This window comes from Acidovorax sp. AC410 (genome assembly GCF_979253235.1).
Window position 1 is genome coordinate 569,259 of record NZ_CEEDCG010000001.1, and the last position, 18,729, is coordinate 587,987.

The following is an 18,729-nucleotide window of genomic DNA, read 5'->3' on the forward strand; positions in this document are numbered from 1 at the left end:
CCTTGCGGTCGATGCCCACGCCGCACTCCCGCACGCGCAACCAGCAGCGGCGGGTCGAATGGGTTGCCATCGCGCTGACGCTGCTGGCCCTGGTCGCCTGGCTGAGCACGCCCAGCATGCTGCCGCGCACCAACCACCTGGTGCAGGACACCGGGCTGCGCCTGGTGTCGCGCCCGGCGCAAGCCGGTATTGCCGTGATCGCGGTGGACGACCGCAGCATCGGCGTGATCGGCCGCTGGCCCTGGCGGCGTGCCCTGCACGCGCAGCTGATCCAGAACGTGTCACGCCAGGCACCGCTGGTGATCGGCATGGATGTGCTGTTCAACGAGGACGACCTCGACTACCCCGAGGACGACCTGCTGCTGGCCGATGCCGTGGCCCGAAGCGGCCGGGTGGTGCTGCCGGTGATGCAGCGCCAGGGCCCCTCCGAACCCGGTGACGGTGCGGACCGGCCGATTGCCGCGCTGGAGCAGGCGGCCGCCCGGCTCGGGCATGTGCACGTGGCCGCGGACGAGGACGGCGTGGTGCGCAGCCTGTACGCACGCGAAGGACCTGCCAGTGCGCCCTGGCAGCACTTCAGCATCGCCATGCGATGCGTGGCCACGCCATCGCTCGGTGGCTGCCCGCCGGCACGCTGGAGCGATCCGCCCGCCGATGGCGCCCGCTGGGAACGTGCAGGCCGTCGCCTCATCCCCTATGCGGGCGGCCCGGGGCATTTCACCACCTACTCCTACATCGACGTGCTGCGCGGCGACGTACCGGCCGATGCCTTTCGCGGCAAGTACGTGCTCGTGGGCTCGATCGCCGCCGGGCTGGGCGACATGTTCGCCACCCCGGTGGGCCAGGAATCGCGCCTGATGCCGGGTGTCGAAGTGATCGCCCAGGTGCTCGACGCCGACCTGGCGGGAGTACACATCCACAGCGCGCCGCCCGCGCTGAACATGGCCTTCAACCTGCTGCCGGTGGTGCTGGCGCTGGTGGCGCTGCTGCTGCTCGGTCCCTTCACCGCCCTGCTCACCAGCATTGCCCTGGGCGCGCTGACCCTGGCCATGGCCGTGGTGCTGCCGGTCTGGAGCGGCCTGCAGTTCGCGCCCGCAGCAGCCCTCATCGGGCTGGTGCTGGCCTACCCGCTGTGGAGCTGGCGGCGCCTGAGCGCCGCAGCCCAGTTCCTTCGACTGCAGATGGAAAACCTGCAGCGCCAGGGCCTGGTGATCCCGCTGCGCGGCCCGGCGGCCAGCACCGGCGACTTCCTGGAGCGGCGCATCAACGCGGTGGAATACGCCTCGCGCCAGCTGCGCGACATGCACCACTTTGTGAGCGAGAGCCTGCAGCAACTGCCTTCCCCCACCATGGTCTGCGACACCGACGGCCGCATCCTGCTGGCCAACACGGCCGCACGGCGCCATGTGCTGGGCATGGCCGAGGTCGAAGGCGACCCCATGGTCTGGCCCCTGCAGGGCCGCCAGATCACCGACGTGCTGGGCGACCTGATCGACATCGCCACCGAACAGCCGCTGGTGACGCCCGAGCGGCTGGCAAGCCGCAGCCTGCCGGCCCGCCGGGAGGGGCGCGATGCCAAGGGCCGCAGCGTGCTGGTGCAAAGCCGCCAGTTCACCGACCTGGCGCAATCGGGCTGGCTCGTGACCCTGGTGGACCTGACCGAGATACGCAGCGCCCTGCAGCAGCGCGACGAGGCCATGCACTTCATCTCGCATGACATCCGCGCGCCCAACGCCTCCATCCTCACCCTGCTGGAGATGCACCAGGCCTATCCGGGCCGCATGTCGGATGCGGAACTCATGCAGCTCATCGCGCGCTACGCAAAGACTTCGTTGGGCATGGCCGAGAATTTCATCCAGTTGGCCAGCGCCGAGTCCCAGGCGATGCGGCGCGAACCCCTGGACCTGGCGGACGTGCTGCACCAGACCGTGGACGAGGCCTGGGTGCTGGCGCGCGATGCCGACGTGCAGGTGCTGGTGGCCGATGCGCCGGACGCCGCCCCGCTCATGGGCGACCGCTCGCTGCTGTGCCGCGCGCTGGCCAACGTGGTCAACAATGCCATCAAGTACAGCCCGCGGGGCAGTACCGTGCGCTGCACCCTGGTGGCACGGCCAAGGCACTGGGCCATTGCCGTGCGCGACGAAGGCCCGGGCATTGCGCCCGCACTGCAGGACAAGCTGTTCGCCCCGTTCCAGCGCCTGCATGACCGCAGCCACCCCGGCATTGCCGGCGTAGGCCTCGGGCTGGCCCTGGTGCGCACCGTGGTGCAGCGCCATGGCGGCAGCATCGAGGTCGAGAGCGACGAGGGCAAGGGCGCGGAGTTCAGACTGGTGCTGCCGCAGGGCGAGGCACCGCCCGATTGAAGCGCAGCGAGGCCGATCAGGCCGTGGCTTCGGCTTCCAGATGCACCGGATCGGCCAGGGCATCGCCTTCCCCGGCCAACAGGCCGATGCAGTCGAGCGCCGTGGGCGGATCGCAAGGCTCGGCATACACGCGCAGGGCAATGTCCTGCGCGGCGGGCGAGAAGAACAGCCACAGCTTGTCCGCCTGCTTGTCGTAGCACGAGAACAGCGCCCGCTTGGAACCTGCCGGCGAAATCAGGAACTGCGACATGAACATCTGCTGGATGCGCTGGGTGGGCTCGAAGGCCTGGGCATCGTTGCCCAGCGATAGCTTGTACCAATTTTTCATGGAAGCCTTCCTTTCGACCGCGAGGTCTGTTGTGTCTGGCTCCATGGTATTTTCGACTGCGGGTTTTCCCACCTCTTCAAAGGCGCATAGGCCTGTAGGACTGCGGCCACCGGGCGCGAAGGAGCGCGATCAGTGCTTCCCCAGATACGCCTCGCGCACGGTGGGGTCTTCCAGCAGGGCCCGGGCCGGGCCCGACGACGCGATCTCGCCGGTCTTGAGCACGTAGGCGCGGTCGGCCACCTTGAGGGCCTGGTTGGCCATCTGCTCCACCAGCAGGATGGTCATGCCGCGCTGCTTGAGCGTGCGGATCACCGCAAAGATCTCCTTGACGATCAGCGGCGCCAGGCCCAGCGAGGGCTCGTCGAGCAGCAGCAGGCGCGGGCGCGCCATCAGCGCACGGCCGATGGCCAGCATCTGCTGCTCGCCACCGCTCAGGGTGCCGGCCATCTGATGCTGGCGCTCGCGCAGGCGCGAAAAGGTCGTGAACTGCTCTTCGAGGTCGGCTTCGACCGAGGGATCGCCCGCGGGCCGCAGGTAGGCGCCCAGCAGCAGGTTGTCGCGCACGCTCTGGTCCGGGAACACCTGGCGCCCCTCGGGCGACTGGGCAATGCCCAGGGCCACGCGCCGGTGGGCCGGCGTGCGCGCCAGGTCCTGGCCCTCGAACACGATGCGCCCGTCCGCGCACGGCTCCAGGCCCGAGATGGCCTTCATGAGCGTGCTCTTGCCCGCCCCGTTGCCGCCGATGAGGGTGACCACTTCCCCGGCGGCCACCTCCAGACTCACGCCCTTCAAGGCATGGATGGCGCCGTAGTTCACCGCGAGTTGTTCGATTTGGAGCATGGGCGACGTCTCAGGCAAGGGCATGGGGTGGTGTAGCGGCGGCGCTCTCCTCCTCATCATCCACGCCCAGGTAGGCGGCGATGACCCTGGGGTCCACCTGCATGGCGGCGGGCGCACCCTCCGCGATCTTGGCGCCGTAGTCGAGCACCACCACATGGTCGGACACGGCCATCACCAGGTCCATGTGGTGCTCGATCAGCAGCACGGTGATGCCCTTGGCGCCGATGCGCCGGATCAGCTCGGTCAGCGCCTGCGTCTCCTGGGGGTTCAGGCCGGCGGCCGGCTCGTCGAGCAGCAGCAGGCGCGGCTGCGTGGCCAGCGCGCGCGCCAGTTCCAGCCGGCGCTGCAGGCCGTAGGGCAGGCTGCCGGCCTCGTCGTGGGCACGGTCGAGCATGCCCACGAACTGCAGCAGGCGCACCGCCTCCTCGCGCGCCTGGCGCTCCTCGCGCCGCGCCGCGGGCAGGCCGAACAGGCTGGCCGCAAAGCCCACGCGCAGGTGCGGATGCAGGCCCACCAGCACGTTGTCGAGCACGCTCATGTGCGTGAACAGCTTGAGGTTCTGGAAGGTGCGCCCTATGCCCAGCCGGCAGATCTGGCTGGCGCGCACGCGGGCGATGCCCTGGCCCGCAAATTCGATGCGCCCCCGGTCCGGCGCCACGATGCCCGACAGGATGTTGAGCAGCGTGGTCTTGCCGGCACCGTTGGGGCCTATCAGCGCATGCACATGGCCCGCGCGCAGCGACAGGCTGACCTCGTTGGTCGGCACCACGCCGCCATAGGCCTTGTACAGCCCGCTGGCACTGAGCACCACACCATCAGCATGGGCAGCCGGTGCCTGGCGCGGCGACCACTCGCCCTGCACCACCGGCAATGGCGGCACCTGGTGCAGCCGCGGCCACGGGCGCCGCCCCAGCCGCTGCAGCGCACCGGCCAGGCCCTGCGGCATGGCGTACAGCGCAAACAGCAGCAGCGCCCCATAGGTGAAATGCTGCAGCCCGGGCCAGCGCGCCAGGAAGGCATCGAGCAGCGTGAGCGCCACGGCGCCCACCGCCGGCCCCATGATGGAGGGGCCGCCGAACAGCACGATGAGCAGCAGGAAGATCGACAGGTTGAAGCTGATGAAGTCGGAGTTGATGTACTGGTTCTGCTGCGCCACCAGGGCCCCAGCCACGCCGCAGGTGACGGCGCTGATGACGAAGGCCAGCACCTTGGTGCGGTAGACGTCGATGCCCACGCTCTCGGCCGCCACCTCGGCGGCCTGCACCGCCTGGAAGGCACGGCCGTACTTGCCGCCCAGCAGAGTGCGCAGCATGAGGTGCGTGGCCAGCGCGAAGGCCAGCACCAGCCAGGCCCAGCCGCGCATGTCCAGCATGCGCCCGCCGATGGAGGGCGGCACGATGCCGTAGATGCCCTGCTGGCCGCCGAAAGGCACCTGCCATTCGGTCACGATCTTTTCGACCACGATGCCGAAGCCGATGGTCACCATGGCCAGCGACGGGCCCTTGACGCGCAGCGAGGGCAGCGCGATCAGCACGCCGAAGAGCCCCGCCACCACGGCCGCGGCCACCAGCGCCAGCCAGGGGTTCCAGCCCGCCTGGGCAGTGAGCAGGGCCGCCGTATAGGCCCCGGCGGCGAACAGCCCGGCATGGCCGAGCGACTTCTGCCCGCTCCAGCCCACCAGCACGTTCAGGCCGGCAGCGGCCAGGTAGTACATGCCGGCCGTGAAGATGATCTTGAGGTAGAAATCGTTGCCGATCGCCAGGGGAACCAGTGCCGCAGCCGCGGCGGCTGCGATGAACGCAAGGGTATGGGTGCGCATGGTGCGGTCACACCTTCTCGAAAGGCTTCTGGCCGAACAGCCCTTCGGGCTTGACCACCAGCACCAGGATGATGAGCGCAAAGACCGTGATCTCGCGCATCTCCGCGCGCCACAGGCCCACCAGCGCCTCGATGCAGCCGAGCATGAAGCCCCCGGCAATGCAGCCGCGCGGGTTGGTCAGGCCGCCCACGATGGCCGACGAGAAGGCCTTGAGCGCGATGGCCAGGCCCATGAAGACCGAGGCCGTGGTAATGGGCGCGATCAGCAGGCCGGCCAGCCCCGCCAGGCTCGACGAGATCACGAAGGCCAGCACCACGATGGCGCCCACGTTGATGCCCATGAGGGCCGCGGCCTGCTTGTTCACCGCCACCGCGCGCACGGCCTTGCCGACCTTGGTGCGCCGCAGCACGTAGTCCAGCGCCAGCATGACCACCGCCGTGACACCGAGCACCAGGATCTCCTGCGCGCGGATGCCGGCCCCGGCGATGCGGATCACGTCGTCGCCCAGCGGCGAGGGCATGGCCATGGAGCCGGGGCCCCAAATGGCGAGCGCCGTGTTCTGCACGATGATGCCGAAGCCGATGGTGCTCATGACCCAGGCCATGCCGGTGGCACCCACGAAGGGCCGCACCGCCGTGAAGTACAGCACCACGCCGAGCAGGCCCAGCACCACGAGCGAGACCAGCAGCGCCAGTCCATAGCGCGCAAACGTCACATCCGCTGCAGCCAGCACGCCGGTGTGCCCCTTGCCCGAGAGCAGCAGCAAGGTGGCCACCGCGATGAAGGAGCCCGCGACCAGGAACTCGCCCTGGCCGAAGTTGAGCGTCTTGGTCGTCGTATGGGTGATGCTGAAACCCAGGGCGACGAGCGCATAGATTCCACCAAGGGCCAGGCCGCTCAGCAAGGCTTGCAATACGTTGGTCATGGGGTGTCGTCTCCGGGCCTGCCGCGCTGCGGGCTTACTTCTTGTAGTCGGCCGGCGTCAGCGCCTTGGTGATGGCGTCTTCATAGGCCGACACCTTGCCATCGCGCCAGCGGGCCAGGTGGAAGTCGGCCACCGAGAGCGCCTCGTGGTCGCCCTTGGCAAAGGGCTTCTGGTAGAGCTTCACGACGCCCTGGGTGTCGGGCAGGCCGTTCTCCAGCGTGGCGGCGAGCTTGTCGCCATCGGTGCTGCCGGCCTTCTTCACGGCGGCGGCCAGCAGCATCACCGAGTCGTAGGACTGCGCGGCCGCCACGAAGGTGGGCAGCTGTGGATAGCGCTCGCGCACGCGGGCGGCCAGCGCCACGGCGCGCGGGTTGCTGTCTTCGGCCGTGGAGGTGGCGAAGATGATGTGCTCGGCCAGCTTCTTGCCCGCCGTGTTGAGCAGCGGTGTGCTCATGTTGCCCCAGGTGCCGAGCGTGGTGGGCAGGTAGTTGATCTTCTCCATGCTGCGCAGCAACTGGGCATTGGCATCGGCCAGGCCGTAGACGATGAGCGTGTCGGCCCCGGCGTCGCGGATCTTGGCCAGCTGCGAGGTCATGTCCGTGTCCTTGGGCCCGAACTTCTCCACCGCCACGGCCTTGTTGCCGTGCAGGGCCAGCACCTCGGTCAGGTCCTTCACGCCCTGCTGGCCAAAGCCCGTGGAATCGGCGATGAAGGCGATCTTCTGGTTCTTGGTCGCCTTGACGGCATAGGCGATCAACAGCGCGACCTGCTCGCGGTCCACCATCGACACGCGGTAGATGTAGTTCTGCGCCTCATTGGCATAGCGCTTGGTGATGTCGGTGGCCGTGGCCACGGGCACGATGACGGGGATCTTCTTTTGCTGCGGTATGTGCAGCCAGGCCAGCGCATTGCCCGAGTTGGTGGGCCCGACCACGGCGGCCACCTTCTCGCTGTCGATCAGTTCGGTCATGTTCTGGATGGACTTGGGCGGCTGGCCCGTGTCGTCACGCACAATGCCGACGACCTTCCGGCCCAGCAGGCCGCCGGCCTTGTTGATGTCCTCGATGGCCAGGTCGAAGCCGTGGCGTGCGGCCACGCCCAGCTCGGCCGCGCCGGTGCCCGACTGGTCGGCATTGAAGCCGAAGCGGATGTCCTGCGCCTGGGCTGCGGACAGCCCGAGGGCCAGCGCAGCCGCCGCGAACAGCGGCCGCACAAGGGAAGGGATACGGGGATTCAGCTTCATGTCTTGTCTCCTGTCGTTATCGTAAAAAAGGGCGACCCTTTGCGGGTCTGCCCGGCCGGGCCAGAACGGCTGACGTCCTAGCCCCGGATCTCTGCCAACAACACCATCGCGCGGTCCACGCGCACGTCGTGCTCCTGCGCCATCTGCCTGGCAATGCGCTCGATCTCTTCACCCGAGGCGCCGGCCACCAGCGCGATGTTGCGGGCATGCAGCGCCATGTGGCCGCGCTGGATGCCTTCGGTCGAGAGCGCGCGCAGCGCGCCCAGGTTCTGTGCCAGGCCCACGGCCACGGCCACCTCGCCCAGCTCCTGCGCCGACTGCACGCCGAGGATACGCAAGGCCAGGCGCGCCAACGGATGGGTCTTGGTAGCGCCACCCACCAGGCCCACGGGCATGGGCATCTCGATGCTGCCGACCAGGGCGCCGCTGGCGTCCTTTTCCCAGCGCGTGAGCGAGGTGTAGCGCCCGCCGCGACAGGCATAGGCGTGGGCACCGGCCTCCACCGCGCGCCAGTCGTTGCCGGTGGCGACGATGACGGGGTCGATGCCATTCATGATGCCCTTGTTGTGCGTGGCCGCGCGGTAGGGGTCGATCACCGCGAAGCTGCAGGCGTCGACGATGCCATCGATGATGCGCTCGCCGCTGTGCTCGGCCGTGGCCATCACCTCGGGCGTAAGCCGCACACGCGCCCGCGCCAGCCGCAGGTCGGCCAGGTTCGAGAGGATGCGCAGGCGCACTGTGCCGCCGGTGATCTGCTCCACCAGCGGCGAGACGGCCTCGGCCATGGTGTTGACGGTGTTGGCGCCCATGGCGTCGCGCACGTCCACGATGAGGTGCATGACCACCATGGCACCGCGCGGTGCATCGTCGAACACGTGTACCTCGATGTCGCGGCAGCCGCCGCCCAGGCCGATCAGCACCTTGTCGCGGCTGTTGGCCACGGCCAGGATGGCCTCGCGCTGCAGCAGCAGGGCCTGGCGTGCGCCATACGGGTCCGCGATGCCGATGGCCTGCACCTGGGCGCGCATCAGCGGCCCCGTGCTCGATGCCTGGAAGCCCCCGCACTCGCGCGCCAGCTTTGCCATGTACGAGGCAGCAGCCACCACCGAGGGCTCCTCCACCACCATGGGCACCAGCACCTCGCGGCCATTGACCTGGAAGTTGCCGGCCACGGCCAGCGGCAACTCGAAGGTGCCGATGACGTTCTCGATCATGCCGTTGGCCCGCTCCACGCCCAGGGCGCCGGGCTGGGCCAGCAGCGCGGCCTCGTCGGCCGTGAGCCCCGCAGCCTGCACCACGTGGTCGAAACGCTGGGCAGGGCTGAGTGCCCGGAACTGGGGAAGGCGGGAGTCGGCGACCATGTTGGGTTTGTCCTCGGGTGGTGGATCGTTGGGCGATGGGGCGGACTCTAGGCCATCTGTACCAGTCGCAATGGGTACAGTTTCAAGGGACAGTTGCGGCCACTGTCCAGGTACACCTGGGCTGTGTCATAGTGGCCAGACCGCTTTGGAACCCCCCATGAAAGCCGCGCCCAAGACCGCCTCGCTGACCCTCACCCTGGCCGATTCCATTGACCGGCAGATCCGTGACGGCGCCTACCAGGCGGGCGACAAGCTGCCCTCGCTGCGCGAGCTGGCGCAACTGCACGGCTATGCCAAGAACACCATCGTCGCGGCCTTCGAGATGCTGGTGGCGCGCGGCCTGATCGAGCCGCGCCGGGGCTCGGGCTACTTCGTGCGCGAGCAGCCCCAGGGCCAGGCCAAGGAGGAGGAAGCCGGCTCGCTCGGCCGCGCCATGGACATCGTATGGCTGATGCGCGAGCAGCTCAGGTCCGCACCCGGTGAGCTGGCCGTGGGCGATGGTTTCCCGCCCGTGGAATGGCTGGCCGATGTGCGCCTGGACAAGTTCCACCACAAGGTGGTGCGCACCGGCCTGGGGGCCCTGTTCCGCTACGGCAATCGCTTTGGCTACGAGCCGCTGCGCCACCACCTGGTGCGCAAGCTCGCCGACCTGGGCATCGGTACCGAGCCGCGGCAGATCGTGCTCACGCACGGGGCCAACGAGGCCATGGACATCGTCATCCGCTACTTCGTTCCGCCAGGGGCGCCGGTGCTGGTGGACGACCCGGGCTACTACCCGCTGTTCGGCAAGCTCAAGCTGGCGGGGGCGCACATCGTGGGCGTGCCACGCCTGGCCGACGGGCCGGACCTGGAGGCGCTGGAGCAGTTGCTCATCATGCACAAGCCGCGGCTGTTCTTCACCCAGTCGGTGGCGCACAACCCCACGGGCTCGGACCTGACCGCAGCCAAGGCCTACCGGGTGCTGCAGCTGGCGCAGAAGTACGACCTGATGCTCGTGGAGAACGACCCGCTGGCCGATTTCAAGCCCACCAGCGCACCGCGCCTGTCATCACTGGACCAGCTCGAACGCACGATCTACATCGGCAGCTTCTCCAAGTCATTTTCCGCGGCGCTGCGCGTGGGGTACATCGCCTGCGGGGCCGACCTGGCCAGCGACATTGCCGACCTCAAGGCGCTGATCCATGTGAGCAGCTCGGAGTACAGCGAGCGCACGGTGGACGTGATCCTGAGCGAAGGCCACTACCAGCGCCACATCCAGCGCCTGCGCGATCGCCTGGCCGCGGCCACGCAGAGCGCCACGCAGATCTTCGACGCCGTGGGCGCCGAGGTGTTCACGCGCAACCCGCAATCGCTGTACCAGTGGGTGGCCCTGCCGGGCGTGCAGGACTCGCTGGCCTTTGCGCAGGAGATGCTGCCGCGCAAGATCGTGATGGCACCGGGGCGCATCTTCTCGGTGGACTTCGCCGCGACCTCGCGCTGGTCGCGTTTCAACGTGGGTGCGGTCGTGGACCCACAATTTGCCAAGGCCCTGCGCAAGGCGCTGGTGCAGGCAGCGGAGGCGGCCGGGCGAAGCACCTGACGGGTGCGGGGCCAGCGCCACCGCAGAACGCTGGCCCTGCACCGTCTTGTCCGTCCCCGTTGCAGACAAGCCTGCTCCAGTGTCCCGAGTTAGAAATTCGTTGAATAAATCTACCGACAATCCCCGCCATGCGTCGTTGCAAATGCTCGCCATGCGCCCGGCATGTCTGCGCTTTGCGCCTAGCTTGGCAGCGATTTCGGCAGATTTCTTTCTTCAACGAACTTCCAACTCAGGACACTAGCGCATCTCCGTGGATTGTGGCGCTGTGGGCGCAAAGGCTTGATAGGATGCACAGATACGGCTGTTTCATCCTTGCCGGATGCCCAGCACGTGGAATCACACACCCTATGTTGGAAAAATAGCCCATGAAAAAACCTGCTGCCCTGGTCCTTGCACTGTTGGCGTCGCATGGTGTCTTTGCGGAACCTCTGTGGGGCAAGGCAGAAGCCGGGGCCTCGCTGGAAACCATCAAGCGCAGCTACCCCGATGGGACGGTGATTGAGCCATCCGCCAAGGAAAGAACCAAGAGCGGCGCCACCTTGCAATTTCGGATTCCGTCGGTCCCTATCGTCGGCGAAAACTTCAAGGCCAGTTTCTACTTGCTGGAGGACCGGTTGGAACAGGTCCAACTGAGCTTCACCGCGTCCAAGACCGAAGGCGACTGCCGCCGTCTGATCGGCGAGGTACGAGAGGCTCTGATATCCAAGTACGGCCCCTCCATCAAGACGGACCGGAGCTCCTTGTCCGATGATGCGTCCTGGTCGTCAGGAAAGACGACCATCGAGCTGTATGGGTTGAACATCTCGACAGTCCAAAGCTGCAGTGTCTATGTGACCTACAGCCAGCGCATCGCCGCGTCTGCCGGAAATCTGTAGGTCTGTCAGCCATGCTCGATCGCGGGCACAGCGAGCCTGCCCACCAGGCTCGCGAACACGCCCACGCAGCCGCAGAGCCCCACGACCATGGGGACCACGACCACGGCCATTCAGAGGACGGCGAGCACAGCCATGCGCCGTCGGTCACCGCCTCCAACGAGCAGCGCATCCGCCTGGTCTTCCTGATGACGGCCGGCTATGCCGCGGTGCAGGCCGTGGGCGGAGCGCTGTCGGGATCGCTGGCGCTGATCGCCGATGCGGGGCACATGGTCTCCGACGCGGCGGCCCTGCTGCTGGCGCTGATTGCCTACCGCGTGGCACGGCGCCCGCCCGATCTGAAACGCACCTATGGCTTTCACCGCGTGCGGGTGTTGGCGGCACTGGCCAACGGCGCATCTCTTCTCTTGCTGGTGGCCTGGATCGCCTGGGAGGCAGTGCAGCGCTTTCGCACGCCGTCAGAGGTATTGGCCGGGCCCATGCTGATCGTGGCGACCATCGGCCTGGTGGTGAACCTGGTGGGCGCCTGGATCCTGGCGCGGGGCCAGCGCAGCGATGGCAACCTGCGCGGCGCCCTGCTGCACGTGGTGGGGGACCTGCTCGGCTCGGTAGGCGCCATCGCGGCGGCCATCGGCATCATGGTGACGGGCTGGACCGTGCTGGACCCGCTGCTGTCGGTGCTGGTGGCCGTGCTGGTCGTGCGGTCGGCCTGGGGGCCAGGGCCTGTTCACACTAATTTCGGGGATCGCGTTGCCTGGCCTGGGGGCTGGATGCAAGGCGCCCGTGCGCAGCAAGGTGTGCACCTTGCAAGCGCGGGCAACGCCGCAGACGGCCCCCAGGCCGGGCAACCCGAAGGGAAGGCCCTTGCCGGCGCGCCACTCGTCGTTGCGCTCCTTGCGTGTGCAAGGGCACACGCTGCGTCGCACGCCTAGATTGGCACGCCGGCAAGGGCCTTCGCGACCCCGAAATTAGTGTGAACAGGCCCTAATGTCGGATTCCCTCGTGGTGCTGCTGCAGGCCGTGCCCCGGGGGCTGGACCTGGCCGCGGCCGAGTCAGGCATCCACGCCCTGCCCGGGGTTGCCGAGGTGGGCCATTTCCACGCCTGGACCTTGACGGACGACAGCACGGTGGCCACGGTGCACGTGACGCCGGCCCCGGGCACCGACCCGCTGGCCTTGCCGGCCCAGGTGGCCGGCTACCTGCGCCGGGAGCACGCCATCGGCCATGCCACGGTGCAGGTGGATGCGCCGGGCCACATCGAGGCCCCGGCGCATTGAACCGGTGGTCGATCAGCGGTAAGTGAAGTTCGCGACGATCGGGATGGCGGCCGCCACCGGGGTGGTGATGGTCAGCGTGCCGGTCATGCGGCCGGTGTTGCCGCTGAAGGTGCAGGTCGACATGGTCCAGGTGGCCTGCGCAGCGCCGGCGTTCTGCAACACCGTCTGCTGCAGCGCCGGATCGCTGCAGAACGCGGCCTGGTTGGCGGGCTTGGGCATGTTGTTGATGGTGATCAGGGGCACAGGCGTGCCCTGCGCCGTCACGCTGATGTCCAGGGTGGCGTTGCTGGGGGTGCCGGCATCGATGACCACATCACCGAAGCTCACCAGCGAAAAGGCCGGGCTGGTGAGGCTGACGGCGGGGTAGACCACGCCACCGAAGCTCAGCTGCGGAATGCGCAGCACGTTGCCCGCCGAGGTGAAGCTGATGTCCGCCCCCACACTGGCATCGTTGAGGCGCAGTTGGCCGGGCGAGACCAGCTGGATCACCACGTCGCGGAACTTGAGGTTGCCGTCGATCTGCAGGATGGGAAAGCGCAGGCGGCCCGTGGCCGCATCGAACACGGCAGGGTCGGCCGCATGCGCGGGCGCTGCAGCCAGGCCAGCCATGGCGAGGGCCAGCGCGAAAGCGGAATTCCTGAGGGAGATCATGAAGCACATCCTTTGCGGAAAAGAAATGGTGAAATAAAAATGCCGGTCCCCCCAAATTCTTGCACAGGCTATGGGGCTGCAAATCCGGCAAAAACTGTCCTCGCTGAGGCCGATTTTCGCTTTCGACGCTCCAAGTCCGACAGGCTCCTGGCAGGAAACAAGCGCAGCATGCCTCTTCTCGCCCTGCCTCGCCATCCGACAAAAGGGCGATGGCCCCACACGCCCCGGCTCACGAAAGCTCGCCCCGGCGCCTGCCACGGACCGCCCCATGGTGCCTGAAGGCTTCGCGGATGCTGTCAAGCAGCAGCTCGCCATCCCAGGGCTTGGTGAAGAACTTGGAGATGGAGCCCCGGTTGATCGCGTCCGATATCGAGTCGAGGTCGGTATGGCCGGAAAGCACGATCCGGATGGTGTCGGGGTACAGGTCGCGCGCACGGGACAGGAAGTCCGTCCCCGACATCTCGGGCATGCGCTGGTCCGAGACGATGACCTGGATGTCATGCTCGGCCAGCATTTCAAAGCCTTCGCGCGCGCTGGCCGCCGTCAGTACCGCATAGCCCTCATTGCGCAAAAGCCCCTCCATCGACGCCAGAACGTCGGCCTCGTCATCCACGATCAGGATCTTCTTTCCGCCGCCCAGACCATGGGATGGGCTGATGTCCAGGCCCTGGCCCTTGGCCAGCAGGCCGTCTATTTGCGCCCTGGGCAGTGGCCTGCTGAAGAAGTAGCCCTGCATCTCGTCGCAGTGCCTGCGCCGCAGGTAGCTCATCTGGGCCTGCGTCTCCACACCTTCTGCAATGACCTTGAGCTTGAGGTTGTGCGCCAGGTCGATGATGGCGCCGCATATCGCGGCGGCATCCGGGTTGGAGGTCACGTCCCTCACGAAACTCTGGTCGATCTTCAGGTAGTCGATGGGAAAGCGCTTGAGGTAGCTCAGCGAGGAATAGCCCGTGCCGAAATCATCCACGGCCAAGCGGATCCCCAGGTCCCGCAGGGCCTGCAGGCGCTGGACGTTGGTCTCTATGTCCTCCATGAAGAGACTTTCGGTGATCTCGATGTCCAGGAAAGAGGCTGCGTCGCTGCGGTCCTTGAGCGCCTTCTCCACCGTGCTCTGGAATTTGCTGTGCCGCATCTGCACTGCCGAGACATTGATGGCAATGCGCGGTGGGTTCAGCCCCTTCGCATGCCAGGCGCCATGGTCGGCGATGGCCTGCTCCAGGACCCAGCGCCCCACGTCGATGATCATGCCGGTTTCTTCCAGCACCGGAATGAAGATGGTGGGCGAGACCAGTCCCGTTTCCGGATCGTTCCAGCGGATGAGCGCCTCCATGCCCGTGAGCCTGCCATCGCTCAGGGCCAGCTTGGGCTGGTAGTGCAGGACGAACTCGTTGTTCTCCAGCGCCCTGTGGAGTTTGCTCTCGATGTTGAGCTGGCTGCGCACCCGCGCGTTCATGGACGCGGCGTAGAACTGGTAGCGGCCCTTGGCCACGCCGGCCGCGCGCGAGGCCGCCTCGGCATTGGCAAACAGCCTGTCGGCATCCTGCCCGTCCTCGGGAAAGAGGGCGATCCCGGCCCTGGAAGTCAGGTACAGGTCCTTCCCATCGACCAGAAAGGCGCGTTCCATGGAGGGAAAGATCTGCTCGTTGACGAGATGGGCCACCTCCGAGGGGGCGTGGCGATAGGTCAGGATCACGCCAAACTGGTCGGCACCCATGCGCGCCAGCCGGTCCTTGGACCCCAGCACCTGCGCCAGGCGGTGCGCCACGAGCTTGATCAGGGCATCTCCCGCATGGCGCCCCAGCGTGTCGTTGATGTTCTTGAACCGGTCGATGTTCAGCCAGATCAATGCGATCTTCTCGGACTCCTCATCGGTCCGGGCATGGTTCTGGATCAACTGGTTCAGCCGGTCCTGGAGCAGCCCTCGGTTGGCAAGGCCGGTCAGCGAATCGTAGTAGGCCAGGTAGTTGAGCCGTTCCGACTTTTCAAGGTGGTCCAGGGAGAAGGCAATGTCGCGCGCCAGATCCTCCAGAAGCCGGCCTTCCGTGCTGTCGAAGAACTCCGTCTCCGACGCATAAAGTGCCATGACCCCGATGACCTTCTGATCGATCAATAGCGGGAAGAGAGCAAAGCTCTGAAAGCCATGCCGGGAGGCCTCCTCCCGCAGGGCGACCCGCTTTTCGCGGGCGATGCTCTGGATGAGCACGGTGGATGCCTCGGCGATGCATTCGCCCACCCGGCCGTAGTGTTCTGCGTCCCCGAGGTCCAGGCCCAGCGGAATCTGGCCGATGTAATCCTCGCCATCGCCAGCCCACGCCACCGCCCTGACACGCCGGGCCGGCCCATCCACCAGGCCGATCCATGCCAGCCGGAACGCCCCGGCATCCACCGCAATCTCGCAGGCGCCCTGGAAGAGTTCGTCACGGCTCTGGATGCGCACGATCAGCGAATTGATGCTGCTGAGCACGGCGTAGATCCGGTTCAGGCGCTTGACCTTGAGTTCCGCGATCTTCCTTTCGGTGATGTCCACCACGGAGCCCGCCATGTAGGTAGCGCGGCCGCTGTCGTCCCAGACGGCCTGCCCCTTGGCGTGGGACCACCGGTAGCTGCCATCCTTGGCCAGGGCACGGTACTCGATGTCGTAGGGCACCTGGTTGCGGACATGCGCAGCGAATGCGCCCAGGACCTTCTGGCGATCACCCGGCTCCAGCAAGTCCAGCCAGCCTTCGGCCGTGTTCCGCACCTCCGCATCCTGGTAGCCCAGGCGCAGCTTCCACTGCGGGGAGATCTCTGCGCTTCCGGTGGCGATATCCCAGTCCCACACATCGCCAGTGGATGCGGCCAGGCGGAACCGCAACTCGCTGTGCCGCAGGGCCCGCTGGATCTGCGCGTCGGCGAGGGCCCGCAGCACGGCGGGGCCCAGCCGCACCAGGTCGTGCTTGAGGATGTAGTCGGTCGCCCCGCTCTTGAGGGCGCCGATGGCCTTTTCTTCCCCGATCGTTCCCGACACGAAGATGAACGGGACATCCGGGCACATCTCCTGGGCAATCGACAGGGCGTCCATGCCGCTGAACCTGGGCATGCTGAAGTCGGACAGGATGACATCGGGCCGGTCGCTATGGATCTCGCGGCGAAAACTCTCCTCGGTGTCCGTGCGGCGGCTCGTGAACCCGAGGGATGCCCGCCGCAGAGCATGCACGACCAGTTCGGCATCGTTGGGTTCGTCCTCGACGATCAAAATGCGCAGGGGTGCGTCTTGCAAACCGGCCTCCCACCACGGGGCAGCGCCCGTGGAATATGTCCATCCCGGGTGCAGTCTATGGCGTGAGCCCCCAGGCATCAAGTAATTCCGGACATGGCTTGCACGGCCCCATGGCAAGCCAGTGGTAGGCAGGCGCCGCTTTTCAACCTACCATTGCCCACCATCGGGCACCCACGGCGTGCCTGCGATCTTCACGGAGCGAGCCACACAAGCGCCTTGTCGGGAAGGGATGCAAGGCGCACCATGCAGCGCGAGCGCCTGCATGCACCAACAACGCACGGAGGTGGGCGATGAAAGAGACCAAAGGCTGCTGGGCAGGGGTGCTGGCACTGTCGCTGTCCACCGCCCAGGCACAGGGCCCCCAGGGGCCCGCGCTCGCCGAACTCTCGCTCGAAGAGCTGGGCAATATCGAAATCACATCGGCGGCCCGGCGCCCCGAACTGCTCGGGGACGCCTCCGCAGCCCTCTTCGTGATCACCTCGGAGAGCATTCGCCGCTCCGGGGCGAACACCCTGCCGGAGGCCTTGCGACTGGCCCCCAATCTCCAGGTCGCCCGGCTGGATGCCAGCCAGTACGCCATCAGCGCACGCGGATTCAACAATGCCATCGGCAACAAACTCCTGGTCCTGATCGATGGACGCACCGTCTACACGCCCTTCTTTTCGGGGGTGTTCTGGGACCAGCAGGATGTGATGCTGGAAGACGTAGAGCGCATCGAGGTGATCAGCGGCGCAGGCGGCACGCTGTGGGGGGCGAATGCCGTCAATGGCGTGATCAACGTGATCACCAAACCGTCGGCCAGCACCCAGGGGGGGCTGGTATCGCTGGGTGCAGGCAACCAGGGCACGGATGCGTCGTTCCGCTATGGGGGCAGCCTGCAGGGCGGGGGCAGTTTTCGCGTGTACGCGAAATCCGAAGAAACCCAGAACACCAGGACAGCCAGCCTGGCGGCTGGCAAGGACGGGCGCAGGCGGACCCAGCTGGGCTTCAGGGCGGACTGGCTCGACAGCCACGGTGGCATCACCCTGCAGGGCGATGCCTACAGCGGAAGGACGGACAACCGGGGCTTGCTGGGGGTCGTGGAGCTCGGCCGGGTGGAAGCCTCGGGGGGCAACCTGCTCGGGCGGCTGACACGCAAGCTCGACGCAGGACAGGACCTGCGCGTACAGGCCTACTACGACGTCACCGACCGCAGGGACGCATTCCTGTACCAGCCCCGCCAGCGTGTGCTGGACGTGGAATTCCAGCACGGCATTCCCATGCAAGGCCACCAGTGGCTCTGGGGCGGCGGCTACCGGCAGGCCCGTGACGAGATTCTCCCGGGGGTGATTTTCGGCTTCACGCCGAACAAGACCTCCATGCACTGGTCCAATCTGTTCGTCCAGGACGAAATCCAGCTCACGGACCGGCTCGGCCTGACCTTGGGCGCGAAGCTGGAGACCAATGGCTTCACCGGCACCGAGTTCCTGCCGGGCGCCCGCGTCGAGTGGAAGCCTTCCACAGGCCAGCTCTGGTGGGGATCGGCGTCGCGCGCGGTACGCGCCCCGGCCCGCCTGGACCGTGACATAAGATTGCCCCCCAGGCCTCCCTTTTTCATCGCGGGCGGCTCGCAGTTCCAGGCGGAGGTCGCCAAGGTGCTGGAGCTGGGCTACCGGGCCCAGTTGCCTGGCCCCCTGTCCTACTCCATTACCGCGTTCCACCACGATTGGGACCGGCTGCGCAGCGGACAGACGCCGCCGAACGCCCAGGTCCAGAACATGATCGCAGGCACCACCTGGGGGGTCGAGGCCTGGGGAGAATGGCAGGCGAGCCGCGACGCCCGGCTGGGTGCAGGCCTGTTGCTGCTGCGCAAGCACCTCAAGGTCATGCCGGGAAGCACGGACCCCGAGGGGCCCCGCGCACTGGGCAACGACCCCACCCACCAGTGGATGCTGCGCGCCGGCTTCAACCTGCCCCACCAGCAGGAGCTGGACGTGATCGTGCGCAGAGTGGGTGCCCTGCCCGACCCGGCTGTCCCGGCCTATACCGCGGTGGATCTCCACTACGGCTGGAAAGTACGTCCCGGGGTGGCGCTGTCGATTGCGGCGCTGAACCTTTTTGATCGTTCCCATCCTGAATTCAATGCCGCCAGCGGCCGCCAGGAGATTCCCCGCAGTGTCGCCCTGCGCATACGGTGGTCCCTGTGAGCATGCTGGCGCGATGGGGAAGGCC

At 67.2% G+C, this 18,729-nt stretch carries 14 protein-coding genes; 6 read left to right on the forward strand and 8 right to left on the reverse strand.

Translation table 11 applies throughout. The annotated features are described in order from the left end of the window. The first annotated feature begins 11 nt into the window (after window positions 1-11). Window positions 12-2,363, forward strand: coding sequence for a CHASE2 domain-containing protein (locus tag AC0IZS_RS02510; RefSeq protein ID WP_471634201.1), 2,352 nt, complete (start codon window positions 12-14; stop codon window positions 2,361-2,363). 16 nt (window positions 2,364-2,379) lie between these two features. Here AC0IZS_RS02510 and AC0IZS_RS02515 read toward each other — a convergent pair whose 3' ends face one another. The 6 genes from AC0IZS_RS02515 to AC0IZS_RS02540 all read right to left on the reverse strand — a co-directional run bounded on the left by AC0IZS_RS02515 (window position 2,380) and on the right by AC0IZS_RS02540 (window position 8,879). Next, a complete protein-coding gene (locus AC0IZS_RS02515) occupies window positions 2,380-2,691 on the reverse strand; it encodes a hypothetical protein (RefSeq protein ID WP_471634202.1) in 312 nt (103 codons plus the stop codon). A 129-nt stretch (window positions 2,692-2,820) separates the two neighbouring features. Further along, a complete protein-coding gene (locus tag AC0IZS_RS02520) occupies window positions 2,821-3,531 on the reverse strand; it encodes an ABC transporter ATP-binding protein (RefSeq protein ID WP_471634203.1) in 711 nt (236 codons plus the stop codon). A 10-nt stretch (window positions 3,532-3,541) separates the two neighbouring features. Next, window positions 3,542-5,350 (reverse strand): branched-chain amino acid ABC transporter ATP-binding protein/permease, encoded by a 1,809-nt coding sequence (locus tag AC0IZS_RS02525; RefSeq protein ID WP_471634204.1) that lies wholly within the window; start codon window positions 5,348-5,350, stop codon window positions 3,542-3,544. Window positions 5,351-5,357: 7 nt separating this feature from the next. Then, on the reverse strand, window positions 5,358-6,275 hold the full coding sequence (locus AC0IZS_RS02530) for a branched-chain amino acid ABC transporter permease (RefSeq protein WP_471634205.1): 918 nt from the start codon (window positions 6,273-6,275) through the stop codon (window positions 5,358-5,360). 34 nt (window positions 6,276-6,309) lie between these two features. After that, the gene (locus AC0IZS_RS02535; RefSeq protein WP_471634206.1) at window positions 6,310-7,518 is read right to left on the reverse strand and encodes an ABC transporter substrate-binding protein; all 1,209 of its coding nucleotides are present in this window, start codon (window positions 7,516-7,518) and stop codon (window positions 6,310-6,312) included. A 77-nt stretch (window positions 7,519-7,595) separates the two neighbouring features. Further along, window positions 7,596-8,879 (reverse strand): hydroxymethylglutaryl-CoA reductase, degradative, encoded by a 1,284-nt coding sequence (locus AC0IZS_RS02540; RefSeq protein ID WP_471634207.1) that lies wholly within the window; start codon window positions 8,877-8,879, stop codon window positions 7,596-7,598. A 157-nt stretch (window positions 8,880-9,036) separates the two neighbouring features. Here AC0IZS_RS02540 and AC0IZS_RS02545 point away from each other — a divergent pair, with 157 nt between their 5' ends. From AC0IZS_RS02545 to AC0IZS_RS02560, 4 genes are all read left to right on the forward strand, one after another. Next, window positions 9,037-10,458, forward strand: a complete 1,422-nt coding sequence (locus AC0IZS_RS02545; protein WP_471634208.1) for an aminotransferase-like domain-containing protein — start codon at window positions 9,037-9,039, stop codon at window positions 10,456-10,458. A gap of 365 nt (window positions 10,459-10,823) precedes the next feature. Then, window positions 10,824-11,333 carry a hypothetical protein gene (locus tag AC0IZS_RS02550; RefSeq protein WP_471634209.1) on the forward strand — a complete coding sequence of 170 codons (510 nt, stop codon included), beginning with the start codon at window positions 10,824-10,826 and terminating at the stop codon, window positions 11,331-11,333. 11 nt (window positions 11,334-11,344) lie between these two features. Then, window positions 11,345-12,262 carry a cation diffusion facilitator family transporter gene (locus AC0IZS_RS02555; protein ID WP_471634210.1) on the forward strand — a complete coding sequence of 306 codons (918 nt, stop codon included), beginning with the start codon at window positions 11,345-11,347 and terminating at the stop codon, window positions 12,260-12,262. 55 nt (window positions 12,263-12,317) lie between these two features. Beyond that, a complete protein-coding gene (locus tag AC0IZS_RS02560; RefSeq protein ID WP_471634211.1) occupies window positions 12,318-12,608 on the forward strand; it encodes a cation transporter dimerization domain-containing protein in 291 nt (96 codons plus the stop codon). 12 nt (window positions 12,609-12,620) lie between these two features. Here AC0IZS_RS02560 and AC0IZS_RS02565 read toward each other — a convergent pair whose 3' ends face one another. Continuing rightward, on the reverse strand, window positions 12,621-13,259 hold the full coding sequence (locus AC0IZS_RS02565; RefSeq protein ID WP_471634212.1) for a hypothetical protein: 639 nt from the start codon (window positions 13,257-13,259) through the stop codon (window positions 12,621-12,623). A gap of 229 nt (window positions 13,260-13,488) precedes the next feature. After that, window positions 13,489-16,518 (reverse strand): EAL domain-containing protein, encoded by a 3,030-nt coding sequence (locus tag AC0IZS_RS02570; RefSeq protein WP_471634213.1) that lies wholly within the window; start codon window positions 16,516-16,518, stop codon window positions 13,489-13,491. Window positions 16,519-16,808: 290 nt separating this feature from the next. On the opposite strand from AC0IZS_RS02570, the gene AC0IZS_RS02575 reads away from it, so the two are divergent. Beyond that, on the forward strand, window positions 16,809-18,704 hold the full coding sequence (locus AC0IZS_RS02575; RefSeq protein ID WP_471634214.1) for a TOL_0244 family TonB-dependent receptor: 1,896 nt from the start codon (window positions 16,809-16,811) through the stop codon (window positions 18,702-18,704). Window positions 18,705-18,729: the final 25 nt, after the last annotated feature.